The organism is Gottfriedia acidiceleris, from assembly GCF_002128425.1.
Classification (GTDB): domain Bacteria; phylum Bacillota; class Bacilli; order Bacillales; family Bacillaceae_G; genus Gottfriedia; species Gottfriedia acidiceleris.
Map to the genome: position 1 here is coordinate 87,024 of NZ_NESS01000001.1, position 15,333 is coordinate 102,356.

The 15,333-nt window shown below is 29.8% G+C and carries 15 protein-coding genes; 5 read left to right on the plus strand and 10 right to left on the minus strand.

The window, feature by feature from the left end:
- The first annotated feature begins 188 nt into the window (after positions 1-188).
- Entirely contained in the window at positions 189-578 is a 390-nt protein-coding gene (locus tag B6K90_RS00430) for a YueI family protein (protein ID WP_088010587.1), read from the plus strand.
- Positions 579-640: 62 nt separating this feature from the next.
- On the opposite strand, the gene B6K90_RS00435 is transcribed toward B6K90_RS00430, so the two are convergent.
- Positions 641-1,990: a hemolysin family protein gene (locus B6K90_RS00435; protein WP_088010588.1), complete on the minus strand. Its 1,350-nt coding sequence runs from the start codon at positions 1,988-1,990 to the stop codon at positions 641-643.
- A gap of 490 nt (positions 1,991-2,480) precedes the next feature.
- Between B6K90_RS00435 and B6K90_RS00440 the strand changes: the two genes are divergently transcribed.
- On the plus strand, positions 2,481-2,948 hold the full coding sequence (locus tag B6K90_RS00440) for a MerR family transcriptional regulator (protein ID WP_088010589.1): 468 nt from the start codon (positions 2,481-2,483) through the stop codon (positions 2,946-2,948).
- Positions 2,949-3,066: 118 nt separating this feature from the next.
- Positions 3,067-3,258: a hypothetical protein gene (locus tag B6K90_RS00445; protein WP_088010590.1), complete on the plus strand. Its 192-nt coding sequence runs from the start codon at positions 3,067-3,069 to the stop codon at positions 3,256-3,258.
- A 44-nt stretch (positions 3,259-3,302) separates the two neighbouring features.
- Here the strand turns inward: B6K90_RS00445 and B6K90_RS00450 are convergent, their stop codons facing one another.
- The 4 genes from B6K90_RS00450 to B6K90_RS00465 form a co-directional block, all read right to left on the minus strand.
- Complete coding sequence (locus B6K90_RS00450; RefSeq protein ID WP_088010591.1) at positions 3,303-3,860, minus strand: hypothetical protein; 558 nt, start codon at positions 3,858-3,860, stop codon at positions 3,303-3,305.
- 438 nt (positions 3,861-4,298) lie between these two features.
- A complete protein-coding gene (locus B6K90_RS00455; RefSeq protein WP_088010592.1) occupies positions 4,299-6,167 on the minus strand; it encodes a hypothetical protein in 1,869 nt (622 codons plus the stop codon).
- The gene (locus tag B6K90_RS00460) at positions 6,157-8,070 is read right to left on the minus strand and encodes a hypothetical protein (RefSeq protein ID WP_088010593.1); all 1,914 of its coding nucleotides are present in this window, start codon (positions 8,068-8,070) and stop codon (positions 6,157-6,159) included. The genes B6K90_RS00455 and B6K90_RS00460 overlap by 11 nt, the downstream gene beginning before the upstream one ends.
- A gap of 263 nt (positions 8,071-8,333) precedes the next feature.
- The gene (locus tag B6K90_RS00465) at positions 8,334-8,819 is read right to left on the minus strand and encodes a GNAT family N-acetyltransferase (protein ID WP_167555233.1); all 486 of its coding nucleotides are present in this window, start codon (positions 8,817-8,819) and stop codon (positions 8,334-8,336) included.
- A gap of 165 nt (positions 8,820-8,984) precedes the next feature.
- Between B6K90_RS00465 and B6K90_RS00470 the strand changes: the two genes are divergently transcribed.
- Positions 8,985-9,470 carry an Hsp20/alpha crystallin family protein gene (locus B6K90_RS00470; protein WP_167555234.1) on the plus strand — a complete coding sequence of 162 codons (486 nt, stop codon included), beginning with the start codon at positions 8,985-8,987 and terminating at the stop codon, positions 9,468-9,470.
- Positions 9,471-9,656: 186 nt separating this feature from the next.
- Here the strand turns inward: B6K90_RS00470 and B6K90_RS00475 are convergent, their stop codons facing one another.
- The gene (locus B6K90_RS00475) at positions 9,657-10,241 is read right to left on the minus strand and encodes an SCO family protein (protein ID WP_088010596.1); all 585 of its coding nucleotides are present in this window, start codon (positions 10,239-10,241) and stop codon (positions 9,657-9,659) included.
- Positions 10,242-10,405: 164 nt separating this feature from the next.
- On the opposite strand from B6K90_RS00475, the gene B6K90_RS00480 reads away from it, so the two are divergent.
- Positions 10,406-11,362 carry an MBL fold metallo-hydrolase gene (locus B6K90_RS00480; RefSeq protein ID WP_088010597.1) on the plus strand — a complete coding sequence of 319 codons (957 nt, stop codon included), beginning with the start codon at positions 10,406-10,408 and terminating at the stop codon, positions 11,360-11,362.
- A gap of 46 nt (positions 11,363-11,408) precedes the next feature.
- Here the strand turns inward: B6K90_RS00480 and B6K90_RS00485 are convergent, their stop codons facing one another.
- The 4 genes from B6K90_RS00485 to iadA form a co-directional block, all read right to left on the minus strand.
- Entirely contained in the window at positions 11,409-12,251 is an 843-nt protein-coding gene (locus B6K90_RS00485; protein WP_088010598.1) for a DegV family protein, read from the minus strand.
- Positions 12,252-12,476: 225 nt separating this feature from the next.
- Positions 12,477-12,662, minus strand: coding sequence for a twin-arginine translocase TatA/TatE family subunit (locus B6K90_RS00490; protein WP_025672166.1), 186 nt, complete (start codon positions 12,660-12,662; stop codon positions 12,477-12,479).
- 175 nt (positions 12,663-12,837) lie between these two features.
- Positions 12,838-13,884, minus strand: a complete 1,047-nt coding sequence (locus B6K90_RS00495) for a BMP family lipoprotein (RefSeq protein ID WP_088010599.1) — start codon at positions 13,882-13,884, stop codon at positions 12,838-12,840.
- A gap of 250 nt (positions 13,885-14,134) precedes the next feature.
- Positions 14,135-15,301, minus strand: coding sequence for a beta-aspartyl-peptidase (gene iadA, locus B6K90_RS00500; protein ID WP_088010600.1), 1,167 nt, complete (start codon positions 15,299-15,301; stop codon positions 14,135-14,137).
- Positions 15,302-15,333 lie beyond the last annotated feature (32 nt).

Here is a 15,333-nt window from a genome sequence, read left to right on the forward strand (position 1 = left end):
ATTCTGATTAAGTTGTAAATTAAGTTTATGAATATTTCTTTCATTTCAGTGGAGCAACTGAACTTTTACGATTACCACTTATCTAATTATTAATAAACTAAAAGTATGCAAAAATGTCAATAATATGGTGTGTAGAATAGAATAAAGTTAGATACAATTAAATTAATAAACTGAAAGTAGGTATTTCTATGGCTGGAAATAAGGTGGAAGATTATTTAATTAAAGGTATCTATGGTGAAAAACAAATAAAAATTGAAGAACGAAACATTTTTTTAGGAACAATTCGTGAAAGAGTTGAAATTGCATTAACTACAAGTCAAGTAATGGCGAATACGATTTATCCGATCGTTGAACAATCAATAAATAAGAAAAATGTTACTTTATTATTAAATGGTACACTTCCCTATAATGCAATTTCGAAATATATTTTAATGGCAAAGAAAAAAAATATTCCATTTTCACTTGTCAATAATTTACCAGTCCCTACGCCGATCGGACTTGTCGTTACGCATAATAACGCAGTTGATAAAAATGAAATATTTATTAAAGATGAACTTTATAAATCAACAAATTTTTAATTTATACGGTATGTGAAATTCCTAAATATATTGATAAAAGCGCAGCTTAATTGTTTTACAATTTAAGTTGCGCTTTCTTCTTGGCTTTCAGGTTTTTTTACAGTTTCACGTGTTAATTCAATCGATTTAATATAATGTCCGTCTAACTTAAGTACTTTAAATGAACAATTTTGATATTTAATCGAATCTCCCTCTTGCACATCAAAATTTTCAGTTAAAATCCATCCACCAATCGTATCAACATCTGTATCATCAATGTCTAAGCTAAAAACATCATTAATTTCACTAATTAAAACTTTACCTGCAATGACGAATTTATTTTCGTTTACTTTACTTATGTCCTCTTTTTCATCAACATCAAACTCATCTCGTATTTCTCCAACAATTTCTTCTAAAATATCTTCAACTGTTACTAAGCCAGATGTACCTCCGTATTCATCAACTAAAATCGACATATGTATATGTTCTCTTTGCATTTTAACAAGTAAATCATGAACAGATATTGATTCAATAACTTGAATGATTGGTCTAATATATTGTTCAAGTGTTTTTACCTCTGCCTCCCCTTTGTGAAGAACAAAATCAGTAAAAACATCTTTAAAATTTATTAATCCAACGACATGGTCTTTATCTCCATCTACAACAGGAAAACGAGTATATTTTTCTGTACTCATAAAATGAATATTCTCATGAAAAGGTTCACTCAAGTCAATTGCAACCATTTCTGTTCTAGGTACCATTATTTCTTTTGCTACTCGCATATTGAAATCAAATATATTGTTTACATACTTAAATTCAGATTGATTTATTTCACCACTCTTATAGCTTTCAGAAAGTAGAATTCTTAATTCCTCCTCTGAATGCGCAACTTCATGTTCTGAAGCAGGAGGAAGTCCAAATATTTTTAGGACCATCCTTGCTGAATTATTAAACAACCAAATGAACGGATATGTAATTTTGTAAAAAAGTATTAAAGGTGGTGCAAACGATAATGTAATTTGCTCAGCCTTTTGAATAGCAATCGTTTTAGGTGCTAATTCACCAACTACAACATGGATAAATGTAATAATACCAAAAGCAAGTAAAAAAGAGATTGTGCCACTTACTGCAGTTGGCAATTGCAAATCGTCAAGTAATGGATGCAGTAGGGCATCTACAGTTGGCTCACCTAACCACCCTAAACCTAAACTCGTTACTGTAATACCAAGTTGACAAGCTGAAAGATATTCATCAAGATGTGTTATTACCCTTTTTACAGCTCTTGCTTTTTTATTTCCCTCACCAATTAATTGATCAATTCTAGTACTTCTAATTTTTACGATTGCAAATTCTGAAGCAACAAAAAAGGCAGTAAATGCAATTAAAACAACAACTAATAATAACTTCGTACCAATTCCGAACAATTGAGTCATCCCTCCAATTGGAAGTGAAGGCCATCTTCATAATTATTATTTTTATATTGGCTTATCTTAGTATATTCAGTTAAAGAATTTGTTATCAAAATTTTTTTATTTAGGCATTTTAATAAAAATAGAAAGGATCATTGTTTTAACGAAGACCTTTCTAACCACATTATGCCTTCTTCTCTTATTACCATTCTTTACATTATTCCTAATTTCCTTCTCCGATAAGTGTCTTGCATTATATTCTATAAATCAACTTTATATTCTAAAATTTGTAGAATATTTTGCTAATAATATTCTAAAAAACCGCATTTCGATAAAAAGCAATACAAAAGTAATAAAGTTTACATTTTCAGCCATTTTGAATGGTTAGAACATATTTATTCGAGGTATTATAAGAACTTTTGCCGAGTCAACACTAGTTTTGTCAACCTCAAAGGAATGTGAAGTTTAATAAAGAATTTTTAATATATAAATTATTTGGAGGAGGAATAGCTATATGTATACAACTTCTCAAGTGGCAGAACAACTTCAATTAACAAATAAAAAAGTATTATTATTTTCAAAAAAAGGAAATTTAAAAGTTGAGAAAACTCATAATGGATATTTATTTACAGAAGAACAAGTCGAGCAAATTAAAGAAATTTATGAAGCTTCTCTGCAAACGGTTGAACCAAAACAAAATGAGACAGAGAACATTGACATAATAAGAGAATTAACTCAAAAATTAATAAAACTTGAAGAAAAAGTTGAAACAAAAGCAAATGAAGTCGTTTCAGTTCAAATTTTGGAACATCGATGTGAAATTGAAGATTTAAAAAAAGTAGTTGTTAAACTTGAAAATCAAGTAGAACAATTAAATGAACAAGTGACTTTATTAAAAGCGGATTTAGAAGATCAGAAAAAGATCATTACATTTAAACCAAAAAAACGTTTTGCAATTTTATCTATATTCGGCGGGGTCTGAAAATCAAGTTTTTGGACTTTGCTCATTCTTTGAAACGTAGAAGAATTTTCTTCTACGTTTTTTACATACTTAAATGATTGTTGGTTAAAAATAAATTTGTATGAAGGGAGGAATTTCTATGCAAAAAAATGCGCGTCAATATACTCAGGATGCAACTACTGAACTTAAACAAGCAATTGAATGTCTTCAATCTGCATTAGAAACCGTTGAAAAACCACAAAATCATGAAAAAATCGAACAAGCGCTTCAAGCTTGTCAAACAGCTTATAATCAAACGAATCAAGCAGCAGGTATTCTTGAACAAGAATAGTATGCAAAATGAAAAACTCAGGATTATCCCTGAGTTTTTCGCAATTATTTATCATAATACATTAATATTTCTTTAAATTCATTTGAATATTTTAATAGTTTTATAGCATGCTTAATATCCAATAAAAATGGTACAGCAATGATATCATCACTTATTTCAAAATATTCATCAATCGGTAAAATTTTAAACCCTGCACTTCTAGCAAACATATATAGTCTTTTATTTATTGTACCAATATACCAATCTGCGTTAGTATTATTGGCATGATCATAGCACGCTAGTAAAATTTGTTTAAAAAATCCTTTACCTCTATTTTCCCTTGTAATTAATAATTTACCAATTTCATAGATTTTTTCATTTTGAATATATTTTATATATTTGTTTTCGGAAAAATTATAATAATATTTGTTTTTATCCTCATTTTCAATATTGTATTTACTAAACTCGAGGGTACCAATTAACTTTTTATCCGAATTACAAATTCCATAACGAGTAACTTCATTACTTCTTACTAAGAAAGGTATTTCGTTTTCTTCACAAAAATCTCCCCAAAGCTCGTTAAATAAATTATTCTCTTCTTTTGTATGAATAACACGAAACACTCTCACTCACCCCTAAAATTCCTATATAAATATTCTTATCTTACGTCTATAAAACAACGTTTATACCAAATTTTAATATTGTCTCTTTAAATCTATTTAGTTATTTTGTTAAAAAAATATTTAATTGGCTGTTTATATATGGCTCTATTGTATGGTAAATTTTAGCTTTTGGCAACGCTTACATATCTAATTATGTATAATTTATGAAATCAAAATTATCTCATAATTAGTTTTGTAGTATAGATTAATACGATAATGTATGGTTTTAATCGAAATATTATTTCGTAATTTATAATAAAAACAATGTATCAAACTGTCAAAGAACATCCTATTTTAAAAATTATGCCCAATGCCTTCGATTGGTAAAGGGCATATACATTTTGATTAATTGATTTTCTATATTTAGTTTCAAATACAATAGAAATGTTCAAGTTTGGATTATTTAAGTTCTTCAAATGTTCTGTTTATGATATCTACTAACTCTCTTTCACCAACTAATTCATAAAAATCCTCGCCTTTTTTCTTAGGATAAAACTGAATATAAGTACCACAACCCGCTTCCAAAACTTTACGATGAACATTACTACCCGGATATAAGCAAATCACTTCATTGATCGGTTTTCGGACATATGTCATTTTACCGTTAACACGTTCAACATACTTTAGTCCCCAGTATTTATACATTTGTTCCATTGCCTTTGTATTGCCTACTGGTTGATAGATATTAAACATTGGACTATATTTAATTTCAAAAATGATCGACGCAACATATTCTTTATTTTTTTTACGATAAAAGTCTAATCTTATATCTGGTTTTTTAGATTCTTCACCACTAAAAAAATTGGTTCCTTTTAACAGTGATACTTGCGGACTTCCTTCGATAATTTCGTTATAAACTAAATTAATTATCCAGCCTTTATTTTCAAGGGACACAAATGCTCCATCCATTAACTCATCGTCTTTTATATGCATTAAAATCTGTTCGGCTAATGGTTCGGAATCATTTTTGAATTTTAACTTTAAGAAAATATCACATAATGAGAAAAAGACAAAGTATTCATATAGTAAAAAAGTTGGCTTATATACAGGTAAAAGCATTTGTTTTTTTCCATATTCCTTTACTTTTTTATCAAATAAGCTTAAGGAATGGATAAAATTTAAAAATACTTTCGATGGACTAGTTGGATATTTTGAAGTATCATCCGTCGCTATACGAAAAATCCCAATCGTATATTCTCTAAAATAAACTTCATAAAGTTTTTCCAAGGAATTCGTAATGCGTTCTTTTTCTGAAACACTTTTAGTTAATTTTTCTAATTCCATCTCTTTTAACATTTTTGATTGTCTATATTTAGCTTTTTCTCGATCAGTAATTGAGCCATTCCCTACAACATTCTGCATCATTTTTTCAATATCCTTCACTTGAAAATCAATTTGCTCCATTTTATCTTTGTCTTTTACTAATTCATATTTTACAAAGGTTAATAAAGTTTCAATTGTAAGTAGAAATTTACGAACTTTATTTTTAGCATATTTTATCTCATCTATATAATTCTCTTCTTGAACAACCGGTTGCATCGTTAAATTTGTTGCATTGGATATGGCAGGATGCAATAAGGTCCATCTAATCGTATTAAAATCTAATTTTTTCACTTGCCTTTTTAGTTCATATTCCTTTTTTTGTTTCCGCTTTAATTTACTAATAAATTGTTGAATTGCAACTAGTAGTCTCTCTTCATTTGCCTCGATAAATCGAATAATTGGCCAAAAATACATTGTTCCATTTTGAGTAAATGAAGCAGAAGATTTTTTAAAGTATTGGGAGTCATTCATTATTCCGTTTATTTGTTGATGCAAAGTTGAATGCATCCACTCTAATTGATCATAATCTAAATTTTTCGGTACTATTTTAATCATCCCGTAAAAGTGCTGTTCTTGATAAATAATACAAAATTCATAATATCCGCATCTCCATGGATACGCATTCTCAGTTTTACCATGTTCGTATATTAATATTTTTCGATTTTCAGATGTAAAAATAAACTGCTGATCATCTAGGTTTTCTTGTTGAAAATGATAAAGATTATTCCAAATGAAAGTAATTTTACCATCAAACTCACCATCGACTTGAAATAAAAATCGTTTTAGTTCCTGTATTTCATAGGCAAATAAGTAAGCCTCTTTTGGGTTCATTGTAAGTGCATCAAGGGATATTTTTTCCTCTTTTCCTCTAGTACCGACAAGTATTGCAATCGTAAATGGTAGATAAAGCGGCTCAAAAACTTCTGGACTATTATTAGTTGACATATCCATCAATCTCCAGCTGCTTTCTTTTCTTTTTCAATTCTTTAATAGAATACTCAAAATCAGAAATTGACCTTCCTAAATTAGATTTCATGACCATATTTAGTAGCCCTTCTTGTTCGTTCCCTTCACCTGTGCCAATTAATTCTTCTAGATTAGCAAATAATCCTCTAACTTTAGTTAATACGCGTTGCTTAACAAAGAGATCGATTGCTTCTTTGCGTTCGAATTGAATATGAGAAGGAAGAATAGGTATGTTAGCTAAATAATTTGATAAATCTTTAATCATACGCGGAGAGATTATTCGTTCACTGAGTGATTGTTCAACTATATTATTAAACTCATCAAAAAACTTTAATTCATCACTTGTAAGCTCAGATGCACTTATCGTTTTCTTTGTCCAATTACTATAGTTTTCAGCATTAATATAAATTTGTGGTACAGTTTCATAAATATTTTCGTTATTCATCTTTTCTGCATAATTTACGAAAGACGTTGATCTAAGTGAGATAATATTTACACGATCTAACAATCTTAAAGAAAACTCACTTGATGTTTCATCAAAGTTAACTGTTCCAACAAATATAATGTTATTTCCTATTCTTACTTTGGGCTTATAATATTGATTAATGACTACATTATGATCATGGAATAAGGTAATGACTCTCTTATCCTGAGGCATTTCTAAAATTGATAGAAATTTACTAAACCAATGTTCAATTTGAGAAAGATTCATTTCATCAAATATGACCATATACATCCTGTGTGGAAATTGTTCAGCCTCTATAAGTAATTTCGTTAATCCCGTCTCAGAGTCTATATAAATACCAGTAGTCGGATTTAAATAACCTAATAAATCATAATGCTCTCGATAAGACGGTGAGATTGGAACAAATAAAAGCTCTTTTCCAAATTCAAGTCCTAACGTTTCGCCATATATACGTGCTAATTGAGATTTCCCAGTACCACTTACACCACCTAAAATTGTTAGAGCCTGGAATTTACAACATATATGAAAATTAATAATATCTTTTTTTTCGTATAACAAGCCTTGCTGCAAACAATTTTGGTAAAATCGTTCAATAAATGCATTTTCAGTATCATTACTCCATTCAATTGGAAAAGCCTGTTTCTCGGTAAATTCTTGCGTATAAATTAGTTCTTTGCATTCTTTTTTAAAGTTTTTACACAACTCTTCCCACTGTTTTTCGGGAATAAAATAGATTAAATGATTTAAATGAATGAAGGAGTTTTTAAGTTCATCTTCATCATAATCTTGAAATGTAACTTCATTTTGTTTTTCTAAGTAACTAATATCATTCATCATCGATTTTAAAAACAAATTGCCATATAGTCTATTTTCATAAAAGACAAATTCCGGTTGATCAAAGTCATTAAAATATTTTGGTAGATGAATTGGCAAAGAACCTTTTATTAATCGGTTTTCGACCTCTTCGCGCTTTCCTTCCCCCCGAAGTTCAATGACAGGCAGTAGATGGTAGGAAGAGTCTCTTTTCCCATCAAAAAACTCAACTAGATCTACTGTAACTATTTCATTGGCATATTCAAGACGAAACATAACTAATTTAGAATCAAAAATCTTTTTTAATCCTGCAATTATGTCATCTTTTTTCTTACTTTTAATTAGTGGTTTTATTTTACTTTCATTATTTTTATTTGCAGTTGTTCCTACAAACAAAACATCTTGAGTTGAAAAACTAGCTTTTAATTTTGATGGAATTGGCGATAAGCACTCTACATAAAAACGAATATGATCTTCATCTTCATAATAAAGTAAGCTCTGCTTCTCTTGATCCACTACTCTTTCTGTAACAATTTTTCCAAGGAATAAAAAGTTATGAATTTTTTTCGCTAATTTCTGGGTCAATGCGCGTTTTAATTTCAAAGTCATTTCCCCCACTTTCCGACATTTCTCCTACATTTTACGTTCGTAGTATAGAAATTATGAATAATACGGCCTTTTTACATTTAAAAACACCCAGGTAAACCTGAGTGCTAGACTGCCCGCCAAACCGCTCGCTTTCTTCGTTGCTTCGCCTGTTGAGCGATGCTCATATCCGTCAAAGGTAATTCCGCTCCTCACCGGGTTTCGCGTCTCGAAAGACTCTGTTTTTTTCAATTTATCCCTTCTAGATTGTAGAATTTGTACTATAACATTAATTGATAATATACAATATCTAGCCATTGATTAAATTTCTGGCCTACTTTGTAAAAATGACCTACCTTTTTAAAACCTAATTTCTCATGTAATTTTTCACTAACTTCATTTCCGCTAGTAATACAAGAAATAATTGTAAAATGACCTAATTTTTTAGCAGTTTCAATCATTTCAGTCATTAATGCTTTTGCTAGCCCTTTACGACGATGGTCAGAATGAATATATACAGATAGTTCAACCGTGTGTTTATATGCATCTTTTTCCTTAAACTGTGTAAGTGAGCAATAACCAGTTACTAGACCATTTTCTTTAGAAACAATTACTGGGTAAAGTTCTGTATGGTTAGAAAACCATTTTAGCATTTCTTCTTCCGTTTTTACTTTCGTATCAAATGTGGCTTTAGTATTTAAAATTGCATCATTATAAATTGTTACAATTTCTAATACATCATCTTTTGTTGCTAAAAGTATTTCCATTCTACTTCCTCTTCTCACGTTTTTTCTTTCCATTCATTGTACTTTACTAAAAGTGATTTTCAACATTAGTATTCATCTTTTTCACATTTTCCCTACATCTAAACATGCACAGTGTTTAGGCTCCTTACATATACTGCGTTAGTCAGAATGATAGGAGGTATGAATATGAGTGAAAAAGAAAAAAACAACGCTCAAGATGAAAAACAAAGTCATTCATCTATTGATCTTCAACATTATTTAAAAAAGGTGGATGATCTAATAGATCAGTCGCCTATTAGAGGTCTTTTTGATGAAATTGATAAATTCTTTCATAAACACGGAGTTTTTTCTTCAATCGGTGTAGAGATCATTGAAAACGGTGAGGAATTAATCATTCAGGCAAGTATGCCAGGTGTAAGTAAAGAACAAATTTATATGGACCTTGAAGGTACAATCTTAACAATTGGCTTAAAAACTGATACAACAACTGAAGTACAAAATGATCAATCAAACTACTCCTATAAAAAATATTCTTATAGCCAATCCCAAAGGGTCGTTAAATTACCTTTTCCAATTAATGCAACAACTGCATCAGCATCGTACGAAAACGGTATGCTTGTTATAAAAGGTACAAAATTACCTGAATACCAAAAACAAATCTTTTTAGATTAAAAAATAAAACTGATTGAAACACCGACAACCGTAAGAGTATCCGATGTGGTCGGGTTTTAACCGACTTTTTTAGGTAGTGGTGATCAGATAATTAACTTAATTCAAATTAAACAAAAAAACTGAGTATCATTTAGAAACTCAGTTTTTTATTAAATAAATATATTTTTTTTTACTAAAAATGCAGCATTATTTCCCTGTCAATGTTTCGATATCAGATAAGATTTCATCAAATGGCACATTACTTACACCACTATAATCTTTAACGATTTTTCCATCTTGATCAATTAAATAAAATTTAGTACCATGGATAACTTGTGAATTGTTTTCAGGCTTCTTAACAATCGTTTTAAAATTTTCAGATGCAAATTTTTCAATCTGTTTTTGAGAATATCCCGTTAAGAAATTCCAATTACTAAAATCAGCATTAAATTTATTTGCGAATGTAGTTAATAATTGTGGCGTATCAACTTCAGGATCAATACTAAATGAGATGAAGTCTACATTCAACTTCTTCTCTGCAGCCTTTTGTTGAAGTTTTGCCATATTTGCTGTCATTGGAGGACAAACTGTTTCACAACTTGTAAAGATAAAATCTGTTAGCCAGACTTTTCCTTTTAAATCTTTTGTCCCAAAAGTCTTACCGTCTTGGTTAGTGTATGTAAATTTTTCTAAATCCCAATTTAAAGGATTATCAATTTTATTTCCACAGCCACTTAATAATGCAAGACATAAAATCATTATTAATGTCATAAATACCGTATTTCTCTTCATTCTTATCCCCCTATGTTGCATTGTACTTGTCCATTGTATCAAAAACAGGTAGTTTCTTTCTAATATTTTAAATTAATTAACATATATATTTAAAATTTTTCAAATGATACTTTTACAAAGTAAAGTTAAACTAAACATATTGATAAAGAATCTTGAAAGGATGAATGATAATGGCCAATAAAAAATATGAAAATTTAGACACGAGTTATCGTAAAACTTTTAAAGATTTTATCAAATGCGGAATAGAAAGAAGTAAGACAAAAAAGGATTATAGTAGTGTAATTCAACAATGTAGTCAGAAAAAAATCTCCTATTTAAAGCAAAATCGTGATGAAACAACAATTACTTGGATAGGACACTCTACATTTTTAATTCAATTAAAAGGAATCAATATATTAACAGATCCTGTTTATGCTAATCAAATGGCTTTAAAAAAACGATTGTCAAAACCAGGAATACTTATATCAGAATTACCTCCAATAGACATAATTTGTATTTCTCATGGTCACTATGATCATCTAGATTTTAATACATTGAGGCATTTCCCTAAAAAAACACTATTTATTTTACCAATCGGCTTAAAACAAAAATTTGTTAGTAAAGGCTTTAAAAATGTCCATGAAATGAAATGGTGGGAGACAAGGGGCTATTTGGGGATCGATATTTCATTTGTACCTTCTCAACATTGGACGAAGAGAACTTTATTTGACAGGAATAAGTCACATTGGGGTGGATTTGTATTCAAAACGTCAAATGAATGCATATATCATGTTGGTGATAGTGCTTATTTTTCAGGCTTCAAAGAAATCGGTAAAAGATTTCAAATTGATACAGCAATCATTCCAATCGGAGCATATGAACCTGAATGGTTTATGAAACACAACCATATGTCACCTGAAGAAGCTGTTCAAGCGTTTTTAGATTTAAACGCAAAGCTATTTATTCCAATGCATTACGGAACATTTAAACTTGCAGACGATACTCCTTTAGAAGCTTTAGAGCGATTATGTTCTGAATGGAAAAGGAAAAAAATAAAACCTGAAAAGCTTAAAATTTCTTTACTAGGCGAAACAATTCACCATTCAAAAGTTGGAAATAAAAAAGAAGAAGCCATTTATTAAGCTTCTTCTTTTCCTATGTTTAAAAATAAACTGTTGAATATGAAATCTATTCAGCATAAAAAACGAAACCTATAGCACCTTTTCCTGTATGTGTACTAATTACTGGAGTTGTATAATCAGTTTCATTTAATTCAATATTCGTTAGCTGTTGAATCGAATTTCTAAGATTCTCTGCAAGCTCTGGAGCATCTGCATGTGCAATTCCTACACCTTTAATCGCTTTTCCAAGTGTATCTTGTTCAAAATATTTAGTTAAAGTTTTTACTACTTGCTGATGGCTACGCACTTTACCAACTGGAGAATAAACTCCTCCCTCAAGTGATGCAATTGGTTTAATATTTAGCAATGACCCAATGAATGCTTTACCCTTACCAATTCTTCCACCTTTAACTAAATTTTCAAGTGTATCTACCATAATATATAAATACGTACTATTTTTTATTTCCGTAACGCGGTTAACAATGTCTTCAACAGTGGATCCGTCTTCTGCCATCTGTGCTGCCTCGATGACTTGAAAAGCCATTGCTCTTGTAATAAAAGCTGAATCAATTACTGTTACATCACCATCAACCATCCCTGCAGCTGCACATGCAGTTGAATAAGTACCACTTAACCCACTAGATAAGTGAATTGAAATAACTTTACTACCATCAGCTGTCAATTTTTCAAATGTTTCAACAAATGTTCCTACAGCTGGTTGGGATGTCTTTGGCAATTCGACTGATTGTTGCATTTCATCAATAAATTGCTTTGGAGATATATTAACTCCATCTAAATATGTTCCACCATTTATTTGAATTGTTAAAGGAATGACTGTTATATTTAAATTTTCAATTTCTTCTTTTAATAAGTCGGCTGTTGAGTCAGTTACAATCTTAATGTTTGCCAATCAATTCACATCTTTCTTCTCTAAAATTCTACAAATTTTGCAAAGCTAATTAATTATATCATTTTTATTTTCAGTTAACAGTAAATATTAAAGTTCCATTAAAAGTTCAATAATTCTTTGAAAATCATATTGACAAGAGGAGGAATTTAAGTTAAAGGTAGGGTAATAAAAGGATAAATTTTTCCAAAAAAAAAACTCGGTACTTTTACCGAGTCTTTTACTGATTTATTTGCCGTTCTTTTCGTCTTTGTCTTCTAAAAGATCATTTGTTAATCCTTGTGTAGAACGCTTAAATTCTCTAAGTGTATCTCCAAATGCTCTTCCGATTTCAGGTAATTTCTTTGGTCCAAATATAATTAAAGCTAAAATTAGAATTAATATTAAACCTGGAAAGCCTATGTTAGCCATTATTTTCCCCCAACTTCCATCCACTATTAATAAGTAAGTACCAAACTTTCCTTATATAGTAATATTGTCAAAAATTTGTTCATTCGTCAAATAATTTCAAGGAATTTTAATAAATTTTAATAACTTATCAAACATTAGTTTACATAATATTATTATCAAATTGATTTTTTTAAAAAATTTATATCAATTTTTCTTTAAACTGTAAATACTCTTTTTTATTACTAGGTACTACTAAAGCACCTGTTTGAATTTTTTCCTTATATTCATTAACCTTTACTAAAATTGGGTCCTCAACATTATTATCCGCCAGTATTAATTTTATACCATCTTCATTTAAACCATAAATTAACGTTTTACCACCATGAAATTCATTTGATTTTGTTTGTTTGGCTAAATCGTAAACTGCTTGATCAATTTTTTTTACAAGTGAGAAAAGAGTTACGTTTTCAGGTAAACCGTGTTTATACTCATTACGGTCAGCTCCTATTACCCATACTTCTCCTTGATTTGATCTCCTAATCTTTTTTGCAGTAGTAAATACGCCTTTATTTGTTAAACCCGTTACAGGAAAAATAATATCAACGTCTTTACTAAAAAAGTCGCCTGCTATTCTTGATCCTATTTTAGGATCGTTAAAGGTATTTGAATTCGCTGTTAGAACTTCAATTTCTTTATTTACTGATTTTACTCCAGAAATAAAGCCATATTTATATCTGTTAATAATTTCGTTGTCATCTCCACCGATAAATCCAATTTTTTTTGTTTTTGTTTTCATCGCTGCTATTACACCTGCTAAAAAACTTCCGTCTTGTTCAGTAAAATTAATACTAATTACATTTGGTTGGTCTACCCTTGAATCAATTAACCCAAATTTAGTACTCTTATAATTTTCTGCAACCTTATTCATTACTGTAGATAAATTATTACCTATTCCAATAATTAAATCATAATTTGAATCAGCCATTTTAGTAATTTTCTTTTCAAAACTTTTATTACTTGTTGTTGTAATGTATTTATAATTTTTATCTTTTTTTAAATTTTCCTCTTTTGCAAATTTAACAATACCTTTCATTGCAATTGAGTTTAAATAACTGTTGTTTTTTCCATTTGAATTTGAAACGATCCCGATTTTGAAAGTATTACTTGTTTCTTGATTATTACTGCAAGCCGAAATGACGACTGCAATTATCGAAATTAAGATTAATGCAGTCTTTTTTATATACAAATCATTCACCTCATTCGAATACAATTATTTCTAGTATTAATTTTCGATTATTCTTTTATTCGTTGAAAAGTGCATCGAAGAGGAAATTTGAGGTTGGAGATAGGAAAATAATATAAAAAACAGGTAGTATATCAGCTAAATTCACAATTTTAATTTTAAAAAGCCATTAAAGTATAAACTCATTTATATTTAATCGCTGAAAGCAAGTGTTGCTTTGTACTTCTCTCTTTACTATATACTTAAAATAAATTCATTCAAACGTACCTTTTACTAATACTTCCTTATCTTGCATCATGATTTTTCCTTTTGAAATAACTGCTTCTATTTCTAGTGTGGCTTTATTTAGGAAGACTAAATCTGCATCATATCCATTTTTAATTTGTCCTTTTTGTAATTTTAATATTTTGGCTGGATTTTTAGTTATTACGCTAATTGCATCTTCAATCTTGATGCCTTCATTTAAAATTGCGTCTTTTACTTCGTTATATAAACTGCTTACTCTTCCAACCTTCATGCCTCTTAATATCCCATTTTCATCAAAATCGGGTAGACTTCCTTGTCCATCTGATGTAAACGTGATTTGTTCAATGTTAACACCTGAATTGAGCATTCTTTTCAATCCTACGCTACATTTCACTTCACCATTATTCAAAAAGTGCGGGATCGAGCTAGTTGTAAAATCAATATACCCTCCTTTTTTAGCAAAGTTAATTCCTGCTTCAAATAAATAGCTATTTCGGTTGATATGTGTTGGGTAAAATTGAGTGATTGGTAGTTCGGTTTCTTCTACAATCTCCTCGATCATTGATAACATTTTTCTACTATCTCCTATATGTACATTCACAACGCCGGACTTTCCTGAAAGCAAGCCACCATTTCGAGCTTGTGCAGCTATTCTTGCAAATTCTTCTTTTGTCGGTTGAGATGATCGATGGTCAGAGATTGCTATTTCTCCTACACCAATAATCTTATCAATTAGGATAATGTCTTCTTCAATTTTATTAAATAACGTTTTGACAGGTGTTTGGTACGAGCCTGTGTAGACAAATGAAGTTATTCCTTCTTCCTCTAGTGCTCTGCATTTAGCTAGTAAGCTAGCCATTGTTCTTGTCGTTCCATCTGTACCTATTACTCCTACAACGGTGGTGATACCTCCTTTAATACAATTAGACAACAATAATTCTGGTGTTCTTGTTTTAAAGCCACCTTCACCTCCACCGCCTATCAGATGAACATGTGCATCAATGAAGCCAGGCACAATATAGTAGGCAGATGCATCCAATATTTGTATAGGTACAGAAGATGAGGAAATGTCTATTTTTTCATGAACAAACTCAAATTTTTCATTCGATATTAAAATATCGTTTTTACCTATTGATTTTGGTGTAAATATTTCACCATTTTTTATGAGTAACATATATACCTACCTCCGATTAAATAATTTTGTTT